The 26,637-nt window shown below is 68.7% G+C and carries 23 protein-coding genes; 10 read left to right on the top strand and 13 right to left on the bottom strand.

What is annotated here, in order from left to right; all coding sequences use genetic code 11:
• Positions 1–1,104: 1,104 nt before the first annotated feature.
• Positions 1,105–1,809, top strand: coding sequence for a transcriptional repressor LexA (gene lexA / locus GIY23_RS07920; RefSeq protein ID WP_228717606.1), 705 nt, complete (start codon positions 1,105–1,107; stop codon positions 1,807–1,809).
• 33 nt (positions 1,810–1,842) lie between these two features.
• On the opposite strand, the gene GIY23_RS07915 is transcribed toward lexA, so the two are convergent.
• From GIY23_RS07915 to GIY23_RS07895, 5 genes are all read right to left on the bottom strand, one after another.
• Positions 1,843–2,907: an NHL repeat-containing protein gene (locus GIY23_RS07915; RefSeq protein ID WP_228717605.1), complete on the bottom strand. Its 1,065-nt coding sequence runs from the start codon at positions 2,905–2,907 to the stop codon at positions 1,843–1,845.
• Positions 2,904–4,274: a GTPase HflX gene (gene hflX, locus GIY23_RS07910; protein WP_228717701.1), complete on the bottom strand. Its 1,371-nt coding sequence runs from the start codon at positions 4,272–4,274 to the stop codon at positions 2,904–2,906. Before hflX ends, GIY23_RS07915 begins: the two co-directional genes overlap by 4 nt.
• 174 nt (positions 4,275–4,448) lie before the next feature.
• Positions 4,449–5,318: a diaminopimelate epimerase gene (gene dapF, locus GIY23_RS07905; protein ID WP_228717604.1), complete on the bottom strand. Its 870-nt coding sequence runs from the start codon at positions 5,316–5,318 to the stop codon at positions 4,449–4,451.
• 10 nt (positions 5,319–5,328) lie between these two features.
• Positions 5,329–6,246 (bottom strand): tRNA (adenosine(37)-N6)-dimethylallyltransferase MiaA, encoded by a 918-nt coding sequence (gene miaA / locus GIY23_RS07900; RefSeq protein WP_154076050.1) that lies wholly within the window; start codon positions 6,244–6,246, stop codon positions 5,329–5,331.
• Positions 6,247–6,257: 11 nt separating this feature from the next.
• Entirely contained in the window at positions 6,258–6,968 is a 711-nt protein-coding gene (locus GIY23_RS07895; RefSeq protein WP_154076049.1) for a class III extradiol ring-cleavage dioxygenase family protein, read from the bottom strand.
• Between the two features lie 332 nt (positions 6,969–7,300).
• Between GIY23_RS07895 and GIY23_RS07890 the strand changes: the two genes are divergently transcribed.
• The gene (locus GIY23_RS07890; RefSeq protein WP_154076048.1) at positions 7,301–8,638 is read left to right on the top strand and encodes a DUF349 domain-containing protein; all 1,338 of its coding nucleotides are present in this window, start codon (positions 7,301–7,303) and stop codon (positions 8,636–8,638) included.
• A gap of 277 nt (positions 8,639–8,915) precedes the next feature.
• Here the strand turns inward: GIY23_RS07890 and GIY23_RS07885 are convergent, their stop codons facing one another.
• Positions 8,916–9,428 carry an Rv2732c family membrane protein gene (locus tag GIY23_RS07885; RefSeq protein ID WP_187352064.1) on the bottom strand — a complete coding sequence of 171 codons (513 nt, stop codon included), beginning with the start codon at positions 9,426–9,428 and terminating at the stop codon, positions 8,916–8,918.
• The gene (gene miaB / locus GIY23_RS07880; protein ID WP_154076047.1) at positions 9,422–10,942 is read right to left on the bottom strand and encodes a tRNA (N6-isopentenyl adenosine(37)-C2)-methylthiotransferase MiaB; all 1,521 of its coding nucleotides are present in this window, start codon (positions 10,940–10,942) and stop codon (positions 9,422–9,424) included. The genes GIY23_RS07885 and miaB overlap by 7 nt, the downstream gene beginning before the upstream one ends.
• A 268-nt stretch (positions 10,943–11,210) precedes the next feature.
• Between miaB and GIY23_RS07875 the strand changes: the two genes are divergently transcribed.
• The 6 genes from GIY23_RS07875 (at position 11,211) to eda (ending at position 17,081) form a co-directional block, all read left to right on the top strand.
• The gene (locus GIY23_RS07875) at positions 11,211–11,939 is read left to right on the top strand and encodes an amino acid ABC transporter ATP-binding protein (RefSeq protein ID WP_187352142.1); all 729 of its coding nucleotides are present in this window, start codon (positions 11,211–11,213) and stop codon (positions 11,937–11,939) included.
• Between the two features lie 27 nt (positions 11,940–11,966).
• Positions 11,967–12,860: a glutamate ABC transporter substrate-binding protein gene (locus tag GIY23_RS07870; RefSeq protein WP_154076045.1), complete on the top strand. Its 894-nt coding sequence runs from the start codon at positions 11,967–11,969 to the stop codon at positions 12,858–12,860.
• 62 nt (positions 12,861–12,922) lie between these two features.
• A complete protein-coding gene (locus GIY23_RS07865) occupies positions 12,923–13,573 on the top strand; it encodes an amino acid ABC transporter permease (protein ID WP_222850263.1) in 651 nt (216 codons plus the stop codon).
• Positions 13,570–14,436: an amino acid ABC transporter permease gene (locus tag GIY23_RS07860; protein WP_154076044.1), complete on the top strand. Its 867-nt coding sequence runs from the start codon at positions 13,570–13,572 to the stop codon at positions 14,434–14,436. The genes GIY23_RS07865 and GIY23_RS07860 overlap by 4 nt, the downstream gene beginning before the upstream one ends.
• 159 nt (positions 14,437–14,595) lie before the next feature.
• Positions 14,596–16,446, top strand: a complete 1,851-nt coding sequence (edd, locus tag GIY23_RS07855; protein WP_154076043.1) for a phosphogluconate dehydratase — start codon at positions 14,596–14,598, stop codon at positions 16,444–16,446.
• A gap of 14 nt (positions 16,447–16,460) precedes the next feature.
• The gene (gene eda / locus GIY23_RS07850) at positions 16,461–17,081 is read left to right on the top strand and encodes a bifunctional 4-hydroxy-2-oxoglutarate aldolase/2-dehydro-3-deoxy-phosphogluconate aldolase (protein WP_154076042.1); all 621 of its coding nucleotides are present in this window, start codon (positions 16,461–16,463) and stop codon (positions 17,079–17,081) included.
• 48 nt (positions 17,082–17,129) lie between these two features.
• On the opposite strand, the gene GIY23_RS07845 is transcribed toward eda, so the two are convergent.
• The 4 genes from GIY23_RS07845 to GIY23_RS07830 all read right to left on the bottom strand — a co-directional run bounded on the left by GIY23_RS07845 (position 17,130) and on the right by GIY23_RS07830 (position 20,112).
• The gene (locus GIY23_RS07845; RefSeq protein WP_154076041.1) at positions 17,130–17,855 is read right to left on the bottom strand and encodes an HAD family hydrolase; all 726 of its coding nucleotides are present in this window, start codon (positions 17,853–17,855) and stop codon (positions 17,130–17,132) included.
• 75 nt (positions 17,856–17,930) lie between these two features.
• Positions 17,931–18,527 (bottom strand): regulatory protein RecX, encoded by a 597-nt coding sequence (locus GIY23_RS07840; protein ID WP_407646840.1) that lies wholly within the window; start codon positions 18,525–18,527, stop codon positions 17,931–17,933.
• 8 nt (positions 18,528–18,535) lie between these two features.
• Complete coding sequence (recA, locus tag GIY23_RS07835; RefSeq protein ID WP_154076039.1) at positions 18,536–19,576, bottom strand: recombinase RecA; 1,041 nt, start codon at positions 19,574–19,576, stop codon at positions 18,536–18,538.
• A 341-nt stretch (positions 19,577–19,917) separates the two neighbouring features.
• Entirely contained in the window at positions 19,918–20,112 is a 195-nt protein-coding gene (locus GIY23_RS07830) for a DUF3046 domain-containing protein (RefSeq protein WP_154076038.1), read from the bottom strand.
• A 172-nt stretch (positions 20,113–20,284) separates the two neighbouring features.
• Here GIY23_RS07830 and GIY23_RS07825 point away from each other — a divergent pair, with 172 nt between their 5' ends.
• Together GIY23_RS07825 and GIY23_RS07820 are read left to right on the top strand one after the other, a co-directional pair.
• Entirely contained in the window at positions 20,285–20,455 is a 171-nt protein-coding gene (locus tag GIY23_RS07825; RefSeq protein WP_154076037.1) for a hypothetical protein, read from the top strand.
• Between the two features lie 70 nt (positions 20,456–20,525).
• A complete protein-coding gene (locus GIY23_RS07820; RefSeq protein ID WP_154076036.1) occupies positions 20,526–25,172 on the top strand; it encodes an ATP-dependent helicase in 4,647 nt (1,548 codons plus the stop codon).
• Positions 25,173–25,210: 38 nt separating this feature from the next.
• Here the strand turns inward: GIY23_RS07820 and GIY23_RS07815 are convergent, their stop codons facing one another.
• Both GIY23_RS07815 and GIY23_RS07810 read right to left on the bottom strand, forming a co-directional pair.
• On the bottom strand, positions 25,211–25,975 hold the full coding sequence (locus GIY23_RS07815) for a maleylpyruvate isomerase N-terminal domain-containing protein (RefSeq protein ID WP_228717603.1): 765 nt from the start codon (positions 25,973–25,975) through the stop codon (positions 25,211–25,213).
• Entirely contained in the window at positions 25,972–26,424 is a 453-nt protein-coding gene (locus GIY23_RS07810) for an SAV_6107 family HEPN domain-containing protein (protein ID WP_187352063.1), read from the bottom strand. The genes GIY23_RS07815 and GIY23_RS07810 overlap by 4 nt, the downstream gene beginning before the upstream one ends.
• Between the last annotated feature and the right edge of the window lie 213 nt (positions 26,425–26,637).

The raw sequence follows: 26,637 nt of genomic DNA, 5'->3' as shown, positions 1-26,637 counted from the left end.
CCAGCTTGCCGCTCGCGGCGTTGGGGTCGCCTCGAGTACCAGCACGTACGCAGCGGCGGCCCCGGCCTTGCGAGCGACAACCTGGAACACCGGAGCTTCTCACCGTGCTCGGGCTGAACACGCAAGACCATGCCCTGACGGGCATCACAACAAGAACACAGACAGGCTTCTCAGGCCGAAGGAACGATGAGCGACTCGCCGGGTCGGGCGACCGACCCTTCCAGTCCATTCATCTCGACCATTCGTCGCACCACCGCGGCAGTGTCCGCGTGCGGGGCGTGCCTATTCGCCAATCCCCACAGCGTGTCGCCCGGTTCCACCTGGACGACGGTGGTGGGACTTGGCAGAGCGACAGCCCCGCCCGAGATTCCGACGAACCCCGCGACCACGACGACGAGGAACGTGCACGCCGCAACCGCGACTAGCCACACGAGCCCTTCTCCGCGGGAGCATTCTCCCCGAAGCCCGTGGCTGTAGCGCCGGCAGCGTGTCACTGCCCGTCGCCGAGGCGCACGTTCACCCTCGTCCCACTGAGACTCGCGCCCGCCGCGCACCACCGACGCGTCCCCGACGCCGCCCCCTGACGCCGCAGCACCCGTAAACCACACCGAATGACGAAGCGTCGCAGGCGTCAAGGGCGCTCTCGCGCGAACCGCCCTCCTGCCCCTCGACACGCTGGTCGTCCGAGACGACGCCCGTCGCCTTTCCGACATTCGCGGACCGGCCGGTCCCGACAGGCCCGCGGCAGCGCCCGCATCCGACCCGCGAGCGGCCGACGTTCGGAGTTGGAGGCGCCCCCGCTCGGCCGCCGCGGCACGCGGCTTATCCGCCGCCGACTGCCCGAGTTCGGCCCGCGCCCGAGTCTCCACGTTGGCCGTCATGTCGCCTCCTCCATACCCAGGACCACGCGAACGGGTGTCACGCGTGTCGATCTTGATCGAATACCAGTTCGATCGAACCTCTGTGCGATTGTGTACCAGACGGCACCGACAGCACCAGGTGTCGGCGGAAATTAGCTCGAACAGGTGTTTGATCCGCGGTCGATCGCCGTCTACTGTGGAACCGCACGCACAACGAGGCGCGACGCGCCGGCAGGAGGCTGAGGTGGCTGAGACGGTGGCTTCGACGGAGTCGGCGAACGCGCCGACCGAGGAAGCAAGGGCCGACACGACCGGCCAGGCCGCCTTCGCAGACGGACTGAGCGAACGCCAGAGCCGCGTACTCGAAGCGATCCGCGCGTGGATGAGGCAACGCGGATATCCGCCCAGCGTCCGGGAGATCGGCGACGCGGTCGGCCTCACCTCGACCTCCTCAGTCGCGTACCAGCTCCGGGTGCTGGAACGGAAAGGTTTCCTGCGTCGCGACCCGCACCGGCCCCGCACGGTCGGCGTGCTCGTCGAGGAGGCGGACGAAGCGGACGCGAAAGCGCGGCCGGAGGCGGCCTACGTTCCGGTCGTGGGCCGTATCGCCGCGGGCGGACCGATCCTCGCCGAGGAGGCGATCGAAGACGTCTTCCCGCTTCCCAAGGAACTCGTCGGCGAGGGGACGTTGTTCCTGTTGCAGGTGGTCGGCGACTCCATGATCGACCTCGGGATCAACGACGGCGACTGGGTCACCGTCCGCCAGCAGCCGGAAGCCGACAACGGCGATGTGGTCGCGGCGATGATCGACGGAGAGGCGACGGTCAAAACGTTCAAGCGCACTTCCGACCACGTCTGGCTCATGCCGCACAACGAGGCGTTCGAGCCGATCCTGGGCGACGAGGCGACCGTACTGGGCAAAGTCGTCGCGGTCCTGCGCCGACTCTGACGCCCGTCGACGCGCGGCGGATCGACCGGCGAATCACGACCTCAATCGGGCGAGCTTGCCGCCGAAATACATGATCAGAGCGGCGAACACCGCAGCGATGGCGAGATTTTGTCCCGTCGTGTTCGCGTTTGATTCCGGTTCACCGGCGTGCTCTGCGGGAGGCGGTTCCTCGTCCCCTGTCGCATCCGACGGTGGCCCCGCCTCGCCGGAGGCTGCCTGCTCGACTCCCGGCACCATGCGCACTGGTTGCGATCCTTCCGAGGCCGACAACAGTGCGCCGTCGGGTTCGAACGCCACAGCCTCTCCTTGGGGCTCGTCAGGCAACGGAACCCGGAGTGGCCGGCGAGCCAGCGCAGCGACGACGTCGCCCTCGGGGGCAGGAAAGACGTACGCATCCGTGTAAGTCCGCAAAGCAACGGTCCGTCCATCCGCGCTGACCGCTCCACCAGTCACGACAGCGCTGGCGATGCTGCCCTCTACCGGCCCACCGGGGGTGGTGGTCGGGCCGAGCCGCACGGACCCGACCCGCTCCAAGGGCACGGTCTCCCCGTCGACCAGCGGTTCTGCGGGCCGATACACGCCAGCTTCGCCGAGCGGTTCCTTCGTGACGACGTGGGGCACGCCGCGACCGTCGAGCAGCATCGCTTCCGCATCGTGCGGACCATCGGGATACGTGAGTCGGTGTAGGGCGCTCCGCCCGTCCGGATACAGCACATGCACCGCAGCGGTCTCCCGTTTGCGCTGGTTGTCACCGGTATCCGCGAGCCACACCTCGCCGTCGGCGCCGAGCGCCAGGTCTTCCACGTCGTACGGGTCCGCCGGTGCCGTCCGCTCGTCGCGCACCGAACAGTCTCTCGGATCCAGCATTGCGACCGACAGCGACGTTCCTCCGTCGCCGGTGACGAACCACGACTCCCCGTCCGAGTCCAGTCCCGAGAGTTCGTCCAAGCTTGGGTCGGTGACCGTACACATCGCGCTCGGCGGGGGAAACTCCGGCGGCGGTGGCTGCGCGGCTCCACTCGGCGCGGCAATCCACTGCCACGCCACGCCGAGCGTCAGCGCGGTCACCACCGCGCCGAACCGTCGCGCCAGTCTCACCCGGTGCCCGTGAACGGCTTCAGCGCCCCCGCCAGTTCCGCACGTACCTTCGCCCGGAGTCGCGTGCCCTCCGCGGTGTGGTCCTCGTCGATGACCTCACCCTCCGCGTGTGCTCGGGCGACGAGTTCGCCTCGCGTGTACGGGACGAGGGCGTCGACGAACACATCCGGCCGCGGTATCCGGTCGGCGATGATCTCGCGGAGCCCCTCGATTCCCTTACCACTGTGGGCCGAGACGAACACCGCTTCCGGCAGCAGCCGACGGAGTTCGGCGACCCGGGTGGCGTCGACGGCGTCGATCTTGTTCACCACGAGCAGCTCGGGCGGCATGGCCTCGTCGTGTTCGGACGCGATGTCCTTGAGTACGTCGCGCACCGCCGACACCTGGTCGTGAGGGGCCAGCTCGGCGCCGTCGACCACGTGCACCAGCAGGTCGGCGCCGGTGACCTCCTCCAGCGTCGAGCGAAAGGCCTCGACGATCTGGTGTGGCAGATGGCGGACGAACCCGACGGTGTCGGTCAGCGTGTAGTCGCGATTGTCCGGCGTCCGCGCTCGCCGCGTGGTCGGGTCGAGGGTCGCGAACAGGGAGTTCTCGACGAGCACACCCGCCCGGGTAAGGGCATTGAGCAGGCTCGACTTCCCGGCGTTGGTGTAGCCCGCGATGGCGACCGCGGGGACCGCGTTGGCCGCACGACGCCCGCGCTTGGTCTCGCGCACGGTGCGCATTGCCGCCAGCTCCTTGCGGAGCTTGGTGATCCGTTTGTGGATGCGCCTGCGGTCGGTCTCCAGCTTGGTTTCACCGGGACCGCGGGTGCCGACACCGCCGCCGGCGCCGCCGGCGCGGCCGCCCGCCTGCCGAGACATCTTGTCGCCCCACCCGCGCAACCGTGGGAGGTAGTACTGGAGCTGGGCGAGTTCGACCTGCGCCTTGCCTTCCTTGGAGCTGGCGTGCTGGGCGAAGATGTCGAGAATCAACGCGGTCCGGTCGACCACCTTGACCTTGAGCTTGTCCTCCAGCTGTCGCAGCTGGCCGGGTGAGAGCTCACCGTCGCAGATGACGGTGTCCGCTCCGGTGGAGGCGACGACGTCACGGAGTTCGCGCACCTTGCCCGCGCCGACGTACGTGGCCGGGTCGGGACGGTCGCGGCGCTGGACGAGCCCTTCCAGGACCTCCGATCCGGCCGTTTCGGCGAGCCGTGCGAGTTCGGTCAGCGACTCTTCCGAACGAGCCGCGCTTCCCTCGGTCCACACACCGACCAGAACCACCCGTTCGAGGCGCAGGCGGCGGACCTCCACCTCGGTGACGTCCGTGAGTTCGGTGGAGAGCCCGGACACCCGCCGCAACGAAGCCCGGTCGGCGAGCTGCATCTCCCCCGTCGACGGTTCTTCGGTGGAAGGGGTGTCCTCGGCAAGCAGGGCGTCGAATTCCGCGGCCTCGACCGGATCGAGTTCGGCGGTACGTGTCACAGGATTTCTCATATCGGGTACCAGTATCCACGCCGAGCGAGTCGTTTTCATCCTCGACAAGAGCGGACACGCCGCTCAGTCGCTTTCGTAACGCTCCCACCAGTCCGCATCGAGCCTGCCGTGCGCGACGAGTACGGCGGGGCCCGTCAGGGTGCTCGTGGTGGGAGTGACCTCGACCTCCACCGTGCCGCCGGGAACCTCGACGGTTCGCAGCCCGGTGTCGGCCCCCGCTGCACGGAGACCGGCGAGGGTCGCCGCGACGGTGCCGGTACCACACGAGCGGGTCTCGCCGACCCCGCGTTCGTGCACTCGCATCCGCACCCGGTCCGGACCCACTGGCTGCACGAACTCCACATTCACGCCGTGGGGAAAGACGGCCGGGTCGTGCGTCGGTGCGGCGGTGATCTCCAGCGTCCGTACGTCGAGCTCGGTGACACAGGCGAGGTGAGGGTTGCCGACGTCGATGACGAGACCGGAGAATTCATGGCCGTCGGCGCGTGTGGTGGAGAGACCGTGCGCGGTCACCGGCCCCATATCGACGGTGACGCGGCCGTCGTCGTGCACGTGGGTGGCGCGCACGCCCGCCCGAGTTCCGACGGGCAGGTCTCCGCGTGCGGCGAGGCCGGTCTCGACGAGGTAGCGCGCGAAGACACGGACACCGTTCCCGCACATCTCGGCCACGGACCCGTCCGCGTTGCGATAGTCCATGAACCAGGTGTCCGGGTTGGTCCCGCCAGGAAGTTCCTCGTCGAGACCACCGGCCCGGACCACCCGGAGGACACCGTCTGCGCCCAGGCCGCGCCTGCGGTCGCAGAGGGCACGAACTCGGGCACCGGTGAGCTTGAGTTCGCCGTCCGGATCGGGCAGAAGGACGAAATCGTTCTCCGTGCCGTGTCCTTTCGCATAGCGGGGACCGGCGGGCGGGTCGCTGATCGGCTCGTGCACGGTTCCGAGTCTACGGTTCCAGCACCGCGGACACGTCGGCCAGGAGGTCGGCGCTTCCCGCGTCGAACCAGTGGATGCGCTGGTCCCGGCGGAACCAGGAGCGCTGTTTGCGCACGAACCGGCGGGTCGCGCGTGCGGTCGCCGCTGCGGCGTCGGCCATGTCCTGTGAGCCGTCGAACTCGTCCAGCACCTGCTGATACCCCAGCGCACGGGACGCGGTCCGGCCGTGGCGCAGACCGCACTTCTCGAGGCGACGCACCTCCTCGACAAGACCGGAGTCGAACATCCGCGTCACGCGTGCGTCCACGCGCTCGTCGAGCACATCGGCCGGCCGGTCGAGACCGATGAGCACCCCGCCGTACCGGGCCGGCCCGGGAGTGGGCAGGTTCGCGGAGAACGGTTCACCGGTGATCTCGATGACCTCCAGAGCCCGGACCAACCGTCGACCGTTGCTGGGCAGGATCGCCACCGCGGCCGCCGGGTCGAGTTCGCCGAGGCGTCGGTGCAACGCCTCGGCTCCGTGTTCCTGAAGTTCGAGCTCCCAGCGTTCGCGGACCGTGGGATCGGTCCCCGGGAACCGGAGATCGTCGACGACGGCCTGGACGTACAGCCCGGAGCCGCCGACGAGGACCGGGGTGACGCCGTTGCCGAGCAAGTCCTCGACGATCGCGCGTGCCTGCTGTTGGTAGACGGCGACCGAGGCCGTGTCCGTCACTTCGAGCACGTCGATGAGGTGGTGCGGGACATCTCGACGCTGGTCGACCGGCACCTTCGCGGTCCCGATGTCCATGCCCCGGTAGAGCTGCATCGCGTCGGCGTTGACTACCTCCCCGCCGAGCTGTTCCGCCAGATCGATGGCGAGGTCGGACTTGCCGGTGGCGGTCGGGCCGACGACCGCGACGAGGTGGGGTTCGGACGCCGTGGACACGGGCTCCGAGCCTAGTCGTCGGACGGTGACCACAGCGCGACGTGGTAACTGATCCCGAACGGAGTGTCGTCGTAGAGCAGTTCCGGACGCCAGTCGTGCCCCGACGCGTCGGCGGCCGTCGCCAGGAACCGCAGCGCAGGCACCGTGTCGACTCCGACATCCGAGAGGATCGACGGCTCGAGCCCGTGCAGTGCGTTCGTGTCCGCCGTGGCCAGGGCCGCGGCGAGACGCGCGTCCACCGCGGCGGCGTCCGGATGTGGTGGTCGTGGCGAGCGCTCGTTGCGACGACGACTGCCTTCGGACAGGACGAGCACTCCGACGGCGGGCCCTGCGACGACGCGATGGGCGAGCCTGGCGATCTCGTCCTCCCCCGCGTCGGCGTCCAGGACGTGCACCGTGACGCGGGCGGCCCCCGCCTGCTCGCGAAACCATCCTGCGATAAGCCCGGGCAACGGCAGGCCCGGTTCGGTCGGCACACCGTGCTCCAACGACACAGGGACCGGCACCCCGTAGCCGGCGAAGGTCCCGCCGGAACGGGGGCCGTACACACCTGCGCGAAAACCATCCACCCCGACTGCCACCCATTCGGTAGCGGATTCCGTCACACTGGTCACGGCGCGCAAACAAGCGCCGCGCAGATGCTCGAGCCGTGAATCCGAACGCACCGTCAGGTCCGGCACGAGCAACGGCGGGTACGGCAACACGGCGAGGCGGGCGATCACACCTTGCACGGTAGAGGTCCTCACATCGAGACGCGGAGCAGGCGTTCGAGAGGGGCGTTCACGGCAGTCACACCCGGGTGCGTGCACAGCGTGGACTCACCGATCACACTGTGCGGTACACGGGCACACGGCGTGCCGACCGCGGCCGCGTCGTGCACTGACGGTGACGGCTGGGTGGCGACCACGGTGGCCACGGTTCCCGTACCGCGCCCGAACTGCTTGAATGCGCCGACGGTGATCGGGCGAAGCCCCGCCCGTGTTCACCGCTCGCTGGGCCCCGACACGACGGGGCGCCCGACCATCACAGCGGGCACGCAAGGAGGAGACCGGCCATGACGGAACAGGACACGCCCGCCGGGGCCGTCGCCAAATCGGCGCCCAACCCGGCCTCGACCGCCGCCGACGGGGCTTCGAGCGAGACGCGGGCAGCTCCCCCCGTCGTTCCGATCGCGTCCGACGCTCCCGAGCGATGGGGCCGCGTCGATGCCGAGGGCACGGTGTTCGTCACGACTCAGGACGGCGAACGGGCAGTGGGCTCCTGGCAGGCAGGCGCAGCCGACGAAGGCCTCGCCCATTTCGCCCGCAAGTTCGACGACGTGCGGACCGAGGTCGAGCTGTTGGAGACGCGCCTCAACAGCCACGCCGGGGACCCGAAGCACACGCTCACCACCGCGCAGCATCTCCGCGACGGAGTGTCGGAGGCGGCCGTCGTGGGAGATCTCGCCTCGTTGACGGCTCGGATCGACTACGTCGTCGACCACGCCCACCGGGCCATCGAACAGAGCAAGGCCGACAAGGAGCAGGCCAGGGCCGATGCGGTGGCACGCAAGGAGGAGTTGGCGGCCGAGGCCGAGCGGATCGGCTCGGAGGCCACCCAGTGGAAGAGCGCCGGTGACCGGCTGCGGGCGATCCTCGACGAGTGGAAGACCATCAAGGGCATCGACCGTAAGACCGACGAGCAGCTCTGGCGTCGGTTCTCCAAGGCGCGCGAAGCGTTCAACCGCAGGCGCGGTTCGCACTTCGCCGAGCTCGATCGGCAACGTGCCGCGTCGAAGACACGGAAGCAAGAGCTCGTCGAGGAAGCCGAGTCGCTGACCGAATCGACCGACTGGGCCCCGACCGCGGCCCGGTACAAGCAGCTGATGGCGGACTGGAAGGCCGCCGGCCGGGCTCCGAAGGAGTCCGACGACGCCCTGTGGCAGCAGTTCCGGACGGCTCAGGACACGTTCTTCTCGCGCCGTTCCGCGGCCTTCGCCGAACGGGACGCCGAGTTCGAGGAGAACGCGACACTCAAGGAACAGCTGCTCTCCGAGGCAGAGCAGATCGATCCCGCGCACGGCCTCAAGTCCGCCCAGGAGCATTTGCATCGCATTCAGGAACGCTGGGACGCGATCGGCAAGGTGCCGCGCGAGCGGATGCGCGACCTGGAGGGGCGACTGCGCTCTGTCGCCGACCGCGTCAGGTCCGCCTCGGACGCCCAGTGGCGCCGCACCGATCCCGAAGCGCAGGCTCGCGTCGATCAGTTCCGCGAGCGGGTCGAGCAGTTCCGGAACCAGGCGGACAAGGCCCGCGCTGCCGGGGACGAGCGACGCGCACAGAAGGCCGATGAGCAGGCCGAACAGTGGCAGGAATGGCTCGCGGCCGCCGAGCAGGCCCTGGCGAGTCGCTGATCGCCGAATCGCCGCTGACGTCCCGTGCGGGGACGTCGGCGACGATCGGAGGTCTCAGGGGGCAACCTGGGAACTTGGGTTGGTGCCCGGAGGCCACGCCTCATGCGTGAGCAGCCTCGGCAGGGTGAGGGCTCCAGCGTTCGGAGTTCGTGCCTCGTAAGGCAGGGGTTCGCGCCGCGTACTCCTTGTACTCGAAAGGATCCCAACGCAGCGAGGCGGGAGCTGGGGCGGCGGTACCGGACCACCTACCCGAGTTCCACAATGCCCTTTCAGGGAATCAGGACCGGGACCAGGCGATCTTGAGCCACTGCACCATGAGCACCAGCATCGCCACCACAGCGATGAGCAGTCCGACCGACGGTCCCGCCTCCGGGACGGTCTGCCGCGACCAGATCGCGATCATTCCCTCGAAGGTGACGACGGTGCACCCGAACGCGGCGAGGAACGCCATCGCCCACCGACGGGTCACCAACGCGAGAGCGCTGAGCACCAGACCGGCGATGGCGGCGTTGAGGGCGAACAGCCGGGGCAGCAGACCGACGTCCAACGTCTCGTCGCTGCGACCGACGAGGATCTCCCATCCGCTCGCGGACCCCACCCACGGCAACAGCAAGCAGGACGCCAGCAGCAGCATCACCACCGGGATGATCACGCCCCGCCTACCCGGATCGAACGTGCGTCCGAGTTCGCGCTCGGTGGCCGAGAGTTCGGCGCGGAAGCCTTCGTCGCCGCTGCCGGAACCGTGATCCGTACCGTCCGGGGTGTTGCCGGAGTCGGTGCCGCTCAACATGCACATCCCTGATTCGTGACCGATTCCCGCTCCGCGACCGGTTGCTGCGCGGGCGCACCGAACGAAGGCAGGCCGAGGCTGACGCCCGAAGTCTTCGGGCGGGTGCCTTCCTCCCAGCGATCGCCCGCGCGTGTGCGCCGGTGGACGGTCACGTCCGTGTCGGCGAGGAGATGGTGCGGAGCGGCGCGGGTGACCGTGGTGTGGACGACGTCGCCAGGACGGACCTCGCGATCGATCGCCCCGGACGGGGTGAAATGCACGAGCCTGCCGTCGCGCGCGCGACCGCTGAGCCGGTGCGTTTCGGCGTTCTTGCGCCCTTCGCCCTCGGCGACCAGCAGCTCCACCTCGCGGCCCACCACCTCCTTGTTGACCTCCCAGGAGATCTCGTTTTGCAGGGCGACGAGTCGCTCATAGCGTTCTTGCACGACCTCTTTCGGCACCTGGTCCTGCATCGTCGCGGCGGGTGTGCCGGGTCGCGGGGAGTACTGGAACGTGAACGCGCTGCTGAAGCGGGACTCCCGCACCACGCGCAACGTCTCCTGGAAATCCTCCTCCGTCTCGCCTGGGAACCCGACGATGACGTCGGTGGTGATCGCGGCGTCCGGCATCGCTCGCCGCACGTTGTCGAGAATCCGCAGGTAGCGCTCCGAGCGGTAGGAACGGCGCATCGACTTGAGCACCCGATCGGAGCCGGACTGCAGCGGCATGTGCAGCTGGTGGCACACGTTCGGCGTCTCGGCCATTGCCTCGATGACGTCGTCGGTGAAGTCGCGGGGGTGCGGCGAGGTAAACCGCACGCGCTCGAGACCATCGATCTCACCGCACGACCGCAGCAACTTGCCGAACGCGTAGCGATCGCCGAACTCGACGCCGTAGGCGTTGACGTTCTGACCCAGCAGCGTCACCTCCGAGACCCCCTCGGAGACCAGCGCCTCGACCTCGGCGAGCACGTCGCCGGGGCGGCGGTCCTTCTCGGTGCCGCGCAAGGCGGGCACGATACAGAACGTGCACGTGTTGTTGCAGCCCACCGACACCGACACCCAGCCGGAGTAGGTGGATTCCCGGCGCGCGGGCAGCGTCGAGGGAAAGATGTCCAGCGATTCGAGGATCTCGACCTCGGCCTCGTCGTTGTGGCGGGCACGCTCCAGCAGCGTCGGCAGCGAACCGATGTTGTGCGTGCCGAAGACGACGTCGACCCACGGAGCGCGCCGGACGATCTCGCCGCGGTCCTTCTGCGCGAGGCACCCGCCGACGGCGATCTGCATGCCGGGGTTGCGCTGCTTGGCCGGGCGCAGGTGACCGAGGTTGCCGTAGAGCCTGTTGTCCGCGTTCTCGCGCACGGCGCAGGTGTTGAACACGACCACGTCCGGCTCGTCGCCCTCCTCGACCCGAACGTAGCCCGCGTCCTCCAGCAGTCCGGAGAGCCGCTCCGAATCGTGCACGTTCATCTGGCATCCGTAGGTCCGGACCTGAAAACGCCGCGAACGGTCCTGCGGATCGCGCTCCGTGCTCATTCTCCCAGCTTAACGGGCTGATGATGACTCAACTCAGCGGGTCGCGGCAACGACGCCCCAGTTCGGAAGCCGATCCGGAACCACCAGCCACCTTGCGGTGCCGACAGGCGTTCGCGCACCGGTTGAGCCTCCGGAACCTCGATGTGACCGAGTTGCAACCTCACAGCGCCTCTTCACCCTGGATTCTGCCCAGCGGGGCGTTAAAGTTTCGCCCATCGTGTCCAAAAAACTTGGAGAACGTATGAGCGAGGCCGCCACGGACGTGCCGATGATCCGGATGTCCGCGGTTGACAAGTACTTCGGTTCGCTGCACGTCCTGCGCGACATCGAACTCGAGGTCCCCCGCGGACAGGTCGTCGTCGTGCTCGGCCCGTCCGGTTCCGGCAAGTCGACCCTGTGCCGTGCCATCAACCGACTGGAGCCGATCGACTCGGGCTCGATCGAGATCGACGGCAAGCCGTTGCCCGCGGAAGGCCGCGAACTCGCCCAGCTGCGCGCGGACGTCGGCATGGTGTTCCAGCAGTTCAATCTCTTCGCGCACAAGACCATCGAGGAGAACGTCACGCTCGGGCCGCTCAAGGTCCGGAAGAACACCGCCTCCGAGGCTCGTGAGCAGGCCCGCCAGCTGCTCGACCGGGTCGGCATCGCCGACCAGTCCGCGAAGTACCCGGCCCAGCTCTCGGGTGGGCAGCAGCAGCGGGCGGCGATCGCTCGCGCACTGGCGATGAAGCCGAAAGTGATGCTCTTCGACGAGCCCACCTCCGCACTCGACCCCGAGATGGTCAACGAGGTCCTCGACGTCATGACCGGCCTCGCCGCCGAGGGAATGACGATGCTCGTGGTCACCCACGAGATGGGTTTCGCGCGCAAGGCCGCGCACCGCGTGCTGTTCATGTCCGACGGCGAGGTCGCCGAGGACTCCACCCCGCAGGAGTTCTTCAGCGCCCCGAGAACCGATCGTGCCAAGGACTTCCTCGGCAAGATCCTCACGCACTGACCGAGAAACACACCGAGAGGGGCGACGATGCGAATTCGCAGGACACAGTGGGTGATCGCACTGGCGGCGTCGCTGACGATGGTGCTCACCGCGTGCGGAGGCGGCGAGAACCAGCTCGACAGCGGCGGCAACGAGGTACAGGTCAACCAGGACGCGCAGTTCCCCGAGGGCTCCACGATGGCCCGAGTGCAGTCCGACGGGATCACGATCGGGACCAAGTTCGACCAGCCGCTGTTCGGGCTCAAGGGGCTCGACGACAAGCCGCAAGGCTTCGACGTCGAGATCGCCAAGATCATCGCGGGCAAGATGGGCATCCAGCCTGATCAGATCGAATGGGTCGAGACACCGAGCGCGACGCGTGAAGAGGTCATCGAGCAGGGCAAGGTCGACATGGTCGTGGCGACGTACACGATCAACGACGAGCGCGCGGAACGGATCAGCTTCGCAGGCCCCTACTACGAAGCGGGTCAGGACCTCATGGTCAAGGCCGACAACCAAACCATCACCGGGCCGGACTCGTTGCGGGCATCGGGCGCGAGGGTCTGCACCGTCAGCGGCTCGACCCCGGCCGAGGAGATCCGTAAGTACGTCGACCCGGCCAACCTGGTGCTCTTCGACGTGTACTCGAAGTGCGCCGACGCACTGCGCACCGGCCAGGTGGACGCCGTGACCACCGACAACGTGATCCTGCTCGGCCTCGTCGAGAAGAGCAACGGCGAGTTCAAGTTGCTGGAGAAGCCGTTCACCGAAGAGCCGTACGGCGTCGGCATCAAGAAGGGCGACACGCAGTTCTGCGAGTTCATCCACCAGAGCCTGACCGAGGCTGCCGAGGAGGGCTCCTACGCCAAGGCATGGGAAGCCACGGCGGGAACCGTCTCCGAACAGACGCCGGAACTTCCGCAGTTCGGTCCCTGCCGCTGATCCGCACACCAGGAAGGGGCGCCGAGCACGACGGCGCCCCTTCCGTACGGCCGGAGTGAAACGTGGACGTCATCGTCGAAAACCTGCCGATGTACCTGGACGGCGTCCGGGTCACGCTGCTGATCTGCCTGTACGCGGCGGTCCTCGCGCTCGTGCTCGGCACCCTCATGGCCTCGTTCCGGGTGTCCCCGCTGCCGCCGCTGCGGGGCGCCGGAGCGTCGTGGGTCACGATCTTCCGGAACTGCCCGTTGACGGTGGTCCTGTTCTTCATGGCCTTCGGGCTGCCGGAGATCGGCCTCAACGGCTCGTACTTCTGGTTCGGCACCGTCGGTCTCGCGCTCTACACGTCGGCATTCGTGTGTGAGGCGTTGCGCAGTGGAATCAACGCGGTTCCCGCGGGACAGGCGGAAGCCGCCCGGGCGGTCGGCCTGGACTTCAGTCAGACACTCTCGCTGGTGGTGCTGCCCCAGGCGGTGCGGACCGTCATCCCGCCACTGGGAAACGTCTACATCGCCATGATCAAGAACTCGGCGATCGTCGGCGCGTTCGGCGTCGGCGGTGACCTCTTCGCCGTCGGTACCACCCTCACCTCAGCGCGGGGTGAGGCCGCACTGCCGGTCCTGACCGGCGTCGTCATCGGATACCTCATCATCACGATCCCGGCCGGGCTGCTGCTCGGCGTCGTCGAGCGGAAGGTGGCGATCGCCCGATGACAACCCAGGTGCTGTACGAGGAGCCGGGCCCCAAGGCGAAGCGGCGCTCCTTGTTCTCCAGCGTCGGCGTCGGCGTCGTGATCCTCGCGGTCCTGACCTGGGTGCTCGTCACGCTCGGAGCCCAGGGACAACTCACCGTCGAGAAGTGGGGTCCGCTGATCGACCCCACGAACGGGACCTTCGGGCCGCTGTGGAACCTGCTCGGCCAAGGCCTGCTCAACACCCTGCTCGCCGCCGCGCTCGCCGTCGTCCTCTCGCTGGTCCTCGGCACGATCCTGGCGCTGAGCAGGGTCACCGCCGCACGCTGGTACCGCTGGGCCGTCGTCGGGCTCATCGAACTGTTGCGTGGTGTGCCGGTCGTCATCGCGATCTTCTTCGCCTCGCGGGTGCTGCCGGAGTTCGGCGTCGACCTGTCGCTGGTCTGGTACCTGGTCATCGGCCTCACCGCGTACAACATGGTGATCATCGCCGAGATCGTGCGCGCAGGAATCCTCGCGCTGCCCCGGGGCCAGGCCGAGGCCGCCTACGCGGTCGGGATGACTCGCGGCCAGGTTCTCCGCACGGTGCTGCTTCCGCAGGCGTTCCGGGCGATGCTGCCCGCGCTGATCAGCCAGCTCGTGGTGATCCTCAAGGACACCTCACTGGGCTTCATCATCGGCTACGAGGACTTCGTCCGGCAGGGCCAGATCATCATCCAGAACCTCGGCAATCCGATTCAGACCTACATCGTCATCGCGATCGTGTTCATCGTGCTGAACTACGCGCTGAGCAGGCTCGCCATCTGGGTCGAGCACCGGATCAGTCACGGCCGCAAGGCCGCGACCGACGCCACAGCGGTCGAAAAGGAAGTTGCAGGGGACTGACCCGTCTCCCCGGCACTCCGGACTGGCGAGCGCCGGCATCTCGTCTGTATCGGTTTTGTGGATCCCTTCCGAACCAGTACAGTGGTCGCCGTCACCGCCCGGCGGAGACGTCAACGACGCCGTCCTCGCGCACGATTGACCCCGCGTAGGAGGCGACGTATGGCGCAGCAAGCCACCCACCCGACCGTTCAGGCCGTCACCGACCGCATCGCGGCACGCAGCCACGCGACCCGATCGGCGTACCTGCAGCGACTCCGGAACGCCGCGTCCGACGCACCCGCCCGAGCGGAGATGGGGTGCAGCAATCTCGCGCACGGATTCGCGGGTATCACCGGGCCGGACAAGGCGACGGTCAAGGAACTCGCGCTGCCCAACGTCGCGATCGTCTCCGCGTACAACGACATGCTCTCCGCGCACAAGCCCTACGCGGAGTTCCCGGCCTGGATCAAGGACGCCACCCGACGCGCCCGCGGCGTCGCCCAGTTCGCCGGTGGAGTCCCCGCGATGTGCGACGGCATCACTCAAGGCCGCACCGGCATGGAACTCTCGCTGTTCTCACGCGACGTCATCGCGATGTCGACGGCCGTCGCGCTCTCGCACGAGATGTTCGATTCCGCCCTCCTGCTCGGAGTGTGCGACAAGATCGTGCCCGGACTACTCATCGGCGCCCTGACCTTCGGACACCTGCCGACCCTGCTCGTGCCGGCAGGACCGATGGCCTCCGGGCTGCCGAACAGCGAGAAGAGCCGCGTGCGCCAACTGTTCGCCGAAGGCAAAGCCACCAGGGACGACCTGCTGGAAGCCGAGTCCGCTTCGTACCACTCCCCCGGTACGTGCACCTTCTACGGCACCGCGAACTCCAACCAGCTCGTCGTCGAGGCCATGGGCCTGCACCTACCCGGCTCCAGCTTCGTCCCGCCCGGTACACCGCTGCGCAAGGCTCTCACCGAACACGCCGCCCGCCGCGCCGTCGAGCTCTCCCGGGGTGAACAGCGGTTGCCGGTCGGCGAACTGGTCGATGAGCGGACCATCGTCAACGGCGTCGTCTCGCTGCTGGCCACCGGAGGGTCCACCAACCACACGATGCACCTCGTCGCGATCGCGGCGGCCGCGGGCATCGAACTCACCTGGGACGACTTCTCCGAACTGTCCTCGGTGATCCCGCTGCTCAGCCGCGTGTACCCGAACGGCACCGCGGACATCAACCATTTCGCCGCCGCGGGCGGTGTGCAGACGCTCGTCGGGCAACTGCTCGATGCCGGTCTGCTGCACCGCGACGTGCAGACGGTCGCGGGGCCCGGTCTCGACCGGTACCGACAGCTGCCGTTCCTCGACGGCGAGGATCTCGTCTGGCAGGACGGACCCGGGCACAGCCTCGACACCGAGGTCTTGCGCGGCGTCTCCGAGCCGTTCTCACAGGACGGGGGCCTCCAAGTGCTCGACGGCAACCTCGGCCGGTCCGTCATCAAGGTCTCGGCCGTGCGACCGGAACACCGCTCGGTCACCGCAGCGGCCCGCGTCTTCGACGACCAGGAGGAGTTCTCGACGGCCTTCCGTGCGGGCGAGCTGGACCGGGACGTCGTGGTCGTGGTCCGCAATCAGGGCCCGCAAGCCAACGGGATGCCCGAGCTGCACAGCCTCACTCCCGGGCTCGGCGTGCTGCAGGACCGGGGCCACCAGGTTGCGCTGGTCACCGACGGCCGGATGTCCGGCGCGTCCGGCAAGGTCCCCGCCGCGATCCAGGTGACACCGGAGGCCAGTGCCGGTGGCGAGCTGGCATTGGTGCACGATGGCGACGTCATCCGTCTCGACGTCGCGACGGGAACCCTGGAAGTGCTCGTCCCCGCCCACGAACTCACCGCACGGACACCGGCGCCCGCGGCGTCCCCCGCCCAGTTCGGAACCGGGCGCGAGCTCTTCGCCGCCTTTCGCAGCGCCGTCGGTGGCGCCGAGCGAGGGGCGAGCGTGTTCGCGCCGCGCACCGATGCGGACCAGGACGTGTTCGCCTGACCCGGAGGATCACCATGCGCTCCACCGACCTGCTCGACCTCAGCCCCGTGGTCCCTGTCGCCGTGCTCGAGGACGCCGAGCACGCGGTCCCGCTCGCCAGGGCCTTGCTGCACGGCGGGATCCGCACCATCGAAGTCACGCTCCGCACGAACGCGGCGTTGTCGTCGGTGGAACGGATCGCCGCCGAGGTGCCCGAGATCGTCGTCGGGGTGGGAACCGTGACCGAGTCGGGCCAGGCGAAAGCCGCCGCCGACGCGGGTGCGCGGTACCTCGTGACGCCGGGATGGACGGAACGGCTGCTCGACGAGGTCGACAGCACCGGTCTGCCGAACCTCCCCGGAGTGAGCACCGTGTCCGAGGCGCTACGGCTCGCCGAACGCGGGGCCCGTGCACTGAAGTTCTTCCCCGCCGAACCCAGCGGCGGCATCCCCTACCTGAAGGCCCTCAGCAGTCCGCTGCCGGAACTGCGGTTCTGCCCCACCGGTGGGATCAGCCAGGTGAGTGCCGCCGACTATTTGGCGTTGCCGAACGTCGGCTGCGTCGGCGGCTCATGGCTCAGTGATCCGAAGCTGCTCGCCGCAGGCGAGTGGGACCGTATCGAAACGTTGGCTCGGGAGGCTGCCGCACTGCGGTGACTGGTGGTCGTGCCGTGGGGCTGGTGGGCTGCGGTGCGCATCCGGGCGTCAGGCAGGCTCGTCGTGGATCCGTGCCAGGGCCTCGGGAACGGAATCGACGACTGGGAAACCGCTGGTCTCCAATGCGGAACGGTTCATGACACCGGTCGTGAGCAGGATGCAGCGGGCGCCCACGTGCTCGGCAGCGTGGGCATCGTCGAGGACGTCGCCGATGAGCACGGTCTCGCCGGGGTCGACACCGAGTTCACCGAGATGCTTGTCCAGGTGAACCGCCTTGGAGCCGCCGCCGATCTCGGAGCGCAGGCCGTCGACACGGGCGAACAGCCGGTCGAGACCGTACTCGCTGACCAGTGGCACCAGCTCGTCGTGGAACCACATGGACAGCAACGACTGACTGCGCCCGGTCGCCGGGGGCTGCCCACCCTCTGAGGTCACGACCGGAACTGCGTGCGGACCTCGCCAGGAGTCCAGTGCTTCCGGGACTCCTGTGGCGAGGGCACAGGACGGCAGCAGGTCCCGATACGCCTCGTGGTACAGACGGTCGACACGAGCCCAGTCGTCCTCGTCGAGGTCCCGATCCAACAACCGTTCATAGCAGTGGCGCAGTGGCCGGCTGTAGGTGGCTCGCCACGTGTCCAGGTCGACAGGGGCGCGGCCGAACGCCTCACAGACGACGTTGACCGCGGCGACGACCGCGTCGTTGTCGTCAAGGATCGTGCCGTTCCAGTCCCACACGATGTGCTGCACTTGCGACGGCTCACTCTGGGCCGACATTGACTCACACCCTTCTTCGAAGCCGAGTTTCCATACCGGCGACGAGCAGGAGTCGGTGCGTGACGAACCTCTGGGTCAGAGGTCGTCCTCGCCGCACTGCTCGCGTTCGACCTCTTCGCGGACGACACGGAACGAGAGGCCTTCTCCGTATCCCTTTCGCGCGAGCATTCCCAGCAGACGGCGCCGCTTCACGTGATCGTCCACGAAGGACAACGTTCGCAGCTTGCGGCGCACCAGTTCCCGGGCCCGCTCCGACTCGGCGTCCTCGTCCATACCGGAGAGTGCCTCGGTGACGACGGTGTCGTCGACCCCTTTACGCCGCAGCTCGAACCGGAGCGCCTTGCGCCCCAGTCCCTGATACTGGTGACGCTGGTGCACCCAGCTTTCGGCGAACTCCGCGTCGTCGACGAGCCCGGCGTCGACGAACTTTCGCAGCGTCGCGTCCACCACGTCCTCCTCGATGTCCTTGCGCAGCAACGCTTGCCGTAGCTCAGCTTCGCTGCGAGCACGAACCGCCAGGAGACGGTAGACGACGTCCCGCGCCCGGCTCTCCGGAGAGTCCGTGGTCGCCGACCCGGGCTGATCTTGTGCGGTGTCCGGAGTGTCCGCAGCGGGAGTGGAACGACCTCGACCGCTCCTCCCCCGTCGCGGAGCCTCGCTACTCACGACCACTCACGAAATCAGAACTCCGTCGGAGCCGACTCGGTCTCCGGCGCGTCAACCTGAGCGCCGATTCCGATCTTCTCCTTGATGCGCTTCTCGATCTCGTTCGCGACGTCGGGGTTCTCCCGCATGAACTTGCGGGCGTTCTCCTTACCCTGGCCCAACTGGTCACCTTCGTAGGTGTACCAAGCACCGGACTTGCGGATGATGCCCTGTTCCACGCCCACGTCGATGAGCGAACCCTCGCGACTGATCCCGACGCCGTAGATGATGTCGAACTCGGCCTGCTTGAACGGCGGCGCGGTCTTGTTCTTCACTACCTTCACGCGGGTGCGGTTGCCCACCGCGTCGGAACCGTCCTTCAAGGTCTCGATCCGCCGCACGTCCAACCGCACCGACGAGTAGAACTTCAGCGCCTTCCCACCCGTGGTCGTTTCCGGAGAACCGAACATGACGCCGACCTTCTCGCGGAGCTGGTTGATGAAGATGGCGGTGGTCTGCGAGCTGTAGAGCGCCCCGGTGAGCTTACGCAACGCCTGGCTCATCAGGCGGGCCTGGAGACCGACGTGGCTGTCGCCCATCTCCCCTTCGATCTCGGCGCGAGGCACCAGCGCGGCCACGGAGTCGATGACGATGACGTCCAGTGCGCCGGAGCGGATCAGCATGTCCGTGATCTCCAGCGCCTGTTCACCGGTGTCCGGCTGGGACACCAGCAGCGCATCCGTGTCCACCCCGATCGCCTTGGCGTACTCGGGATCGAGTGCGTGCTCGGCGTCGACGAACGCCGCGGTGCCACCCTGCTGCTGCGCGTTCGCGACGGCGTGCAGCGCGACCGAGGTCTTACCACTGCTCTCCGGACCGTAGACCTCCACGATGCGGCCCCGGGGCAGTCCACCGATGCCGAGCGCGACGTCCAGCGAGATCGACCCGGTCGGGATCACCTCGACCGGTGGGCGCGTGTCCTCGCCGAGGCGCATCACCGATCCCTTGCCGAACTGCTTGTCGATCTGGGCGAGAGCGAGCTCCAACGCCTTGCCCTTGTCGGGTGTTGCTGCCATCGGGGATCCACCTCGGGTCGCGTCGAACTGATCTGTGGGCGTACTTGAAACGCTACGGGCAGGGACCGACAGTCCGATTCCGGGGACCGGGACACTCGGCCTCACCGGCACCCTGTCCGTGGCATCGGGAGAGCGGCGCTGTTCGGTTCCTGACGACGACCACCATAGCCGAACGAATGTTCGATTCGGCGCAGACACGCCCATGCGACACCCAGTCAGGCGCACACGGAGCACGACACCGAATGCCGACAGACACCGCACGGGAACACGGAATCGCGATCACGCGCCGCCTGACGTCCGCCTCCGCACCAACGGCCGTCCGGGGGAGCTTCAGTCGGGGTTCAACGGCGATCGGACGGGACTTCGAACTCCTCGCACAAGGTGCGCCAGACCTGCTTGGGGTCGATCCCGGCCTCGAGTGCCTCATCGACGGTGCGTCCACCGAGGGCGGACATGACGTGGTCCTGAGCGAGCATCTCCGCACGAAGGCGGCCGAACTCGGTGGCCATGCGATCGCGGAACACGGTGTGGCGCATCGGCACCAGCTTAGAGGGAGCACGGGCTGATCTGCGTTGGTGGTCGGGGCGGTGTACGCAGCAGGCAAGCAGTCGACGCAATGTGCCTGACCACGCTCCACACCCGCGCACCCTCCTCCAGTCGCGCCGCACGACGCCGGAGTCGGCCTGTGACCGCCGGTAGGCTGGTGTGGTGATGCCAGTCGCCCAGCAGGTGCTTCTCGACCTGCCCGCACTCGCCACGCTCGCCCAGGGCGGCGACCCGACCGGCGCCGGACCGGTGGCCAAGGTCGTCATGTCGCTGGGCCTGTTGGTCGTGATCGTTCTGCTGCTCCGCGCTCTCTGGCACCAGCGAGGACGGTGAATCACGAGCAGAAGTTCCGCCTGCGTCCGCTGGACGGCCCGCTGTCGGCGGCATACGGCAGCATGGTGACGTGACGGATCCCGTGAACAGGTTCGGGGCGGCGACGCAGGAGTGGTTTCGCGGCGCCTTCGCCGCCCCGACGGACGCACAGGCGCAAGCGTGGGACGCGATCGGCGCCGACGAACACGCGTTGGTAGTCGCTCCGACCGGCTCGGGAAAGACACTCGCGGCTTTCCTGTCCGCGCTGGACCGGCTGGCCACCCAATCGAAGTCATCGGAACCGAAACGGCGCTGCCGGGTGCTCTACGTCTCGCCGCTGAAGGCGCTCGCAGTCGACGTGGAACGCAATCTTCGGTCCCCGCTGGCGGGCATCCGGCAGGCGACGAGCAGGGCAGGCGACACACCACCGGACATCACCGTCGGGATGCGCACCGGCGACACCCCCGCCGATCAGCGGCGCAGCTTCGCGAGAACGCCGCCGGACATCCTCGTGACCACGCCCGAGTCGCTGTTTCTGCTGTTGACCTCGGCGGCCAGGGAGTCGTTGCGGGGCGTGGAGACCGTCATCGTCGACGAGGTGCACGCAGTGGCGGGCACGAAACGCGGTGCGCACCTGGCGCTGTCACTGGAACGACTGGACGAACTGCTGGACTCGCCGGCCCAACGCATCGGCTTGTCGGCGACCGTCCGGCCGGTGGACGAAGTGAGCGCGTGGCTCTCCGGCGGCAGACCCGTCCGGACCGTCCAGCCGCCGAGCGCGAAGCAGGTCGAGGTCCGGGTGGAGGTCCCCGTGGAGGACCTGGCCTCGCTCGGTACCCCTACCGGCGAGATCGAAGGCTCCGCCGCAGGTGCCGAACAGCGCACCTCCATCTGGCCCGCCGTACAGGGACGAGTCTTGGAGCTGGTGCGCGAACACCGGTCGACGATCGTGTTCACGAACTCCAGAAGGCTCGCCGAGCGCCTCACGTCCGGGCTCAACGAACTCGCGGACGAAGCGCAGGAGACCGAGCCGGACGAGGCGGTCGATTCCAAGGCCGACCAGCACGAGCGTGCAGGGCTCGGCCGCTTCCCCGCCGCGGCGGTGGGCCAGTCCGGGGTCACCGGGGGTGCTGCGTCCACGGTCGCGAAGGCGCACCACGGCTCGATGTCGAAGGACCAGCGCACCTTGGTCGAGGAAGAGCTCAAGTCCGGGCACCTGCCGTGTGTCGTCGCGACGTCCTCGCTCGAACTGGGGATCGACATGGGGGCGGTCGACCTCGTGGTCCAGGTCGAGGCGCCGCCCACGGTGTCGTCGGGGATGCAGCGCATCGGGCGCGCCGGTCACCATGTCGGCGCGGTCTCCCGAGGCGTGGTGTACCCGAAGTTCCGAGGTGACCTCATCAGCTGTGCCGTGGTCTCCGAACGCATGGCGGCCGGCCTGATCGAAGCGCTCGCCTACCCGCGCAACCCGTTGGACGTGCTCGCGCAGCAGGTCGTGGCCATGGTGGCGATGGACTCGTGGCCGGTGTCGCGCTTGGCGACGGTGGTGCGTCGCGCCGCTCCGTTCGCGGGCTTGCCGGACTCCGCCCTGCAGGCGGTGCTGGACATGCTCGCCGGCCGCTACCCGAGCGAGGAGTTCGGGGAGCTGCGCGCCCGAATCGTGTGGGACCGCATCAACGACGTGCTGACGACGCGGCCCGGTGCGCAACGGCTCGCCGTGACTTCCGGCGGGACCATCCCCGACCGGGGTCTGTTCACCGTGGTGACACCGAGTGGGGACGAGACGTCCCGTTCGGGCGGGGTGCGGGTCGGCGAGCTCGACGAGGAGATGGTCTACGAGTCCCGGGTGGGCGACACGTTCCTGCTGGGCACCTCGTCCTGGCGCGTGGAGGACATCACCCACGACCGGGTCGTGGTGGTGCCCGCCCCCGGACAACCGGCACGGATGCCGTTCTGGAAGGGCGACTCCCCGGGACGTCCGCTGGAACTGGGCCGGGCCTGGGGAGCGTTCGTCCGGGAACTGGTCGCGGCCGGACGTTCGGTGGCCGACGAACGACTGGAGTCGGTCGGTCTGGACGCATGGGCACGCGGAAACCTGCTGTCCTACGTGGCCGAACAACGGGAGTCGACCCGCCACGTTCCGGACGACCGCACGATCCTCGTGGAGCGGTTCCGCGACGAGCTCGGCGACTGGCGGATGGTCGTGCATTCCCCGTTCGGGGCGCAGGTCAACGCACCATGGGCCTTGGCGATCGGCGCGCGGCTGCGGGAACGCCGCGGGATCGACCCGCACATCGCCTCGTCGGACGACGGGATCGTGGTGCGACTTGCGGACGCCGTGGACGAGTCCGGGGCGGAGGTGCTGCCGACCGCCGAGGAGGTGCTGCTCGCACCGGAGGAAGTCCAGCAGGTCGTCACCGCGGAAGTGGGTGGTTCGGCGTTGTTCGCGGCCCGATTCCGGGAGTGCGCGGCGCGAGCGTTGTTGCTGCCGCGGCGCGATCCGGGGCGCCGGTCGCCGCTGTGGCAGCAGCGCCAGCGGGCCGCGCAACTGCTGGCGGTGGCTTCGCAGTACGAACAGTTCCCGATCGTGCTGGAGGCGATGCGAGAGTGCCTGCAGGACGTCTACGACGTGCCCGGCCTCGTCGAACTCATGACACAGGTGCGGTCGCGGACGGTGCGCGTGGTCGAGGTGCAGACCCCTACACCGTCGCCGTTCGCGAAGAGCCTGCTGTTCGGCTACATCGGGATGTTCCTCTACGAGACCGACGCACCGTTGGCCGAACGCCGGTCCGCGGCGCTGAGTCTCGACTCGACCCTGCTGGCGGAACTGCTCGGTTCGGAGGCGTTGCGGGACCTGCTCGACCCCGACGTGGTCGCCGAGGTCGAAGAGCAGCTGCAACGACGCACGCCGGAGCGCAAGGCAAAGGACGTCGAGACCGCAGCGGACGTGCTGCGCTTCCTGGGTGACCTCGACGCCGAAGAGGCCGGCGAGCGCGGGATCCGCCCGGAGTGGCTCGACGAACTGCGGTCCCAACGGCGAGTCATCGAGGTGCGGATCGCCGGTGTAGCGCGGTGGATCGCGATCGAAGACGCCGGAAAGGTACGTGATGCGTTGGGCGCGGCGCTGCCGGTCGGTGTCCCGGAGACGTTCACCGAGCCGGTCGCGGATCCGTTGGCGGAATTGCTCATCCGGTACGCACGCTGCCACGGGCCTTTCCCTGCCGAGCAGGCGGCGCGGCGGTTCGGCCTCGGTGTCGCGGTGGTCACCTCGGTGCTGGATCGCCTGGCGGGCACCGGGCGACTCGTGCGTGGTGAGCTCCGACCGCTCGACGCGGGTGGCGGTCAGGCCCTGGAGTACTGCGACGCCGAAGTGCTCCGACGACTGCGACGCGGATCGCTGTCCCGGCTTCGTGCCGAGGTCGAACCCGTCGAACCGTCGGCACTGGGCCGATTTCTTCCCGCGTGGCACGGTATCGGGGCGCGGCCGCGATCGGCGCCGACCGCTGACGACGTCCTGGCCGTGGTGGAACAGCTGGCGGGCGTGCCGATTCCGGCCAGCGCATGGGAATCGCTGATCCTGCCGTCGCGCCTGCCCGGCTACTCGCCAGCACTGCTCGACGAGTTGACCTCGACGGGCGAGGTGAGCTGGGTGGGTTCGGGCGCCCTCGCCGGTGGCGACGGCTGGATCTCGATGGTGCCGACCGAACTCGCGGACCTGTTGCTTCCGGATCCGCCGGAGGCGGACGGCTCGGCGGACTCTCCGTTGCACCGATCTGTGATGTCCACTTTGGAGGGTGGAGCGCAGTTCTTCCGTCAGCTGGTCGATCGGGCGAGCACGGTGCTCACCGAACAGGGTGAACACGTCCCCGACGATGCGGCCGTGACGGCGGCGCTCTGGGATCTGGTGTGGGCAGGCGTGGCGACGAACGACACTGTGGCCCCGCTGCGCGCGCTGCTGTCCGGCGGCCGCGCGGCACACAAGGCGCGACGTGGCAGTCCGCGTGGGCGGTACGCGCGACTGCGTGGCGCCCGCCCGTCCATGCCCAGCCGCACCGGGCCGCCCACCGTCGCCGGACGTTGGTCGACGGCACCGCAACCCGCACCGGATCCGACCCGACGGGCCCACGCCCGAACTGAGGCGTTTCTGGAACGCCACGGCGTGCTCACCCGAGGTTGCCTCGACACCGAGCGGGTGAGCGGCGGTTTCGCCGCCGTGTATCAGGTGTTGCGCACGATGGAGGACTCCGGCCGGTGCCGGCGCGGATATGTCGTCGAGGGGCTCGGTGGCGCGCAGTTCGCCGTGCCTGGAGCGATCGATCGCCTGCGAGCGCACTCGCGCAACACCGGTGGCGAGCCGCGCGACAGCGACGAACAGGCACTCGTACTGGCGGCCGCGGATCCCGCACAGCCGTACGGCGCAGCCCTGGCGTGGCCGAGCCCGGTGGCCGAACAACGGCATCGCCCGGGACGGAAAGCGGGCGCACTCGTCGTTCTGGTGGACGGTGCACTCGTGCTGTACGTGGAACGGGGCGGAAAATCGTTGCTGTCGTTCACCGAAGACGAGCCCTCGCTGCGTCGTGGTGCGGAAGCGCTCGCCCGGGCTGTCCACGACGGGTGGCTCGGGGCACTGGCAGTGCAACGAGCCGACGGCGAGGGGGCACTCGGCTCCCGCTTGGCGGAGATCCTCACCGATGCGGGATTCCGCGCGACGCCGAAGGGTCTGCGCTTGCGCGCATGACTGCCCGATGTGCTCGCGATCCGCTGCCGGCACGAGCGTCACCGGGTCGCGATGCGGAGCAGACTCCACAGTTGAGCGATCACGTGGTGGTCGCCCGCGGTGGTGACCATCCGGTCCGGAAGCCGCCCCCACAACCACAGGTAGACGTGCTGCGGCGTGCCAGAGAGGGTCGCGTCGACCGAGCCGCCCGCGTCGTCACGATGCACGCCGATACCGCAGGCCTCCGCCGAGACCAGCCATGCCTCGCCCCCCGCCTGAACCCGCGCCACCCATGTGCTTTGCGGCACCACACCCAGTGCGTGCAGCCGGTGCGCGAGCCACGCCCGGAGAACCTCGTCGATACCGTCGAGCGCGAGAACGGCGTCGACGGTCGCGTGCGCGTGCCACACGGCCGTTTCGACGTCCGTCCGGTGCACCAGTGCCGCGTGCAGCGCACGCCGCAACCAGAACCGGGTCGTGTGATCGCCCGGCCACCACGTCGGACAGGGGTCGTCCGGTGGGCGGCGACGAAGTTCGGCGAGCAGGTCGGCGCTGCGGTCGGTTACCCGCCGGGACAACGCCTCGACGTCGGATCCCTCGCCGCTCGCCCACCGGGCCGCGTCGTCCTCGTCCACACCCAGCCACGACAACGCGTCCTCGCACACGTCTCCTACGTGCCGCACGGATTCCCGGACGGTGCGGCCGGAAGCACCACCGACACGTGCCTCCGGTACACCGTGTCGAGCTGCATCGACGAGCAAGGTGACTTCGATTCCCAGCCGGTCGAGCATGCGGCCGTGATCGACGCGGAGCACACCCCTCACCGGACGACCGTCAGGCTGCGGCCGACGAGGCCGACGAACTCGCGCGCCCTGGTCATCATCAAATCCGACTCGTGCCTCGTCACCTGCACGACGCCCGCCTCGGCTGCGGCGCGGCGCTCCGAACACGCGTCGAACAGCAACGCCCAGTCGCCGAGCTCCGGCGCCGCACCGCCGAGGAGGGCCCAGACACTGATCGGCCGCGATCGCGGTTGATCCGGTTCACGGAGCACAACCACCGCGTGCGCCGCCCGCACGGCTGCCAGGTACCCGGTCGCGTACCGGTCGTGCGTGGTCTCACCCAGTTCGGCACGAGCGAGCACCTTCCGCGCCTGGAGCAGGAGCGAGAACGCTCCCGCTGGCGGCGAGGGTGGCTCGGCAGGAACACGGCCGTGGCCACGTGGAACCTCGGATTCCCTGCGGGGGCCGGGAATGAACACGTTCGACGTCATCGGACTCCTCCTCGTTGACTCGTCAGGCGCGGGCCGTCCAAGCCCGCGAGGGTGAGCCGTGGGGAAGCCGGCGACCGTCCGGCGGCGGGGCGCTTCCCCCACCCCGCCGCCGGACGGGATGCTCGATCGACCTCGACGACGTTTCGTCGTGGTGTGGCCCCACCACGACGGACGCGACCGGGTGTCGATCTATCGAACTATTGTTCGAACAAG

It is taken from the genome of Allosaccharopolyspora coralli (assembly GCF_009664835.1).
In the GTDB taxonomy this organism is placed as follows: Bacteria; Actinomycetota; Actinomycetes; order Mycobacteriales; family Pseudonocardiaceae; genus Allosaccharopolyspora; species Allosaccharopolyspora coralli.
Note: the sequence above shows the minus strand (reverse complement) of the source record. Positions and strands in the feature narration are given on the sequence as shown.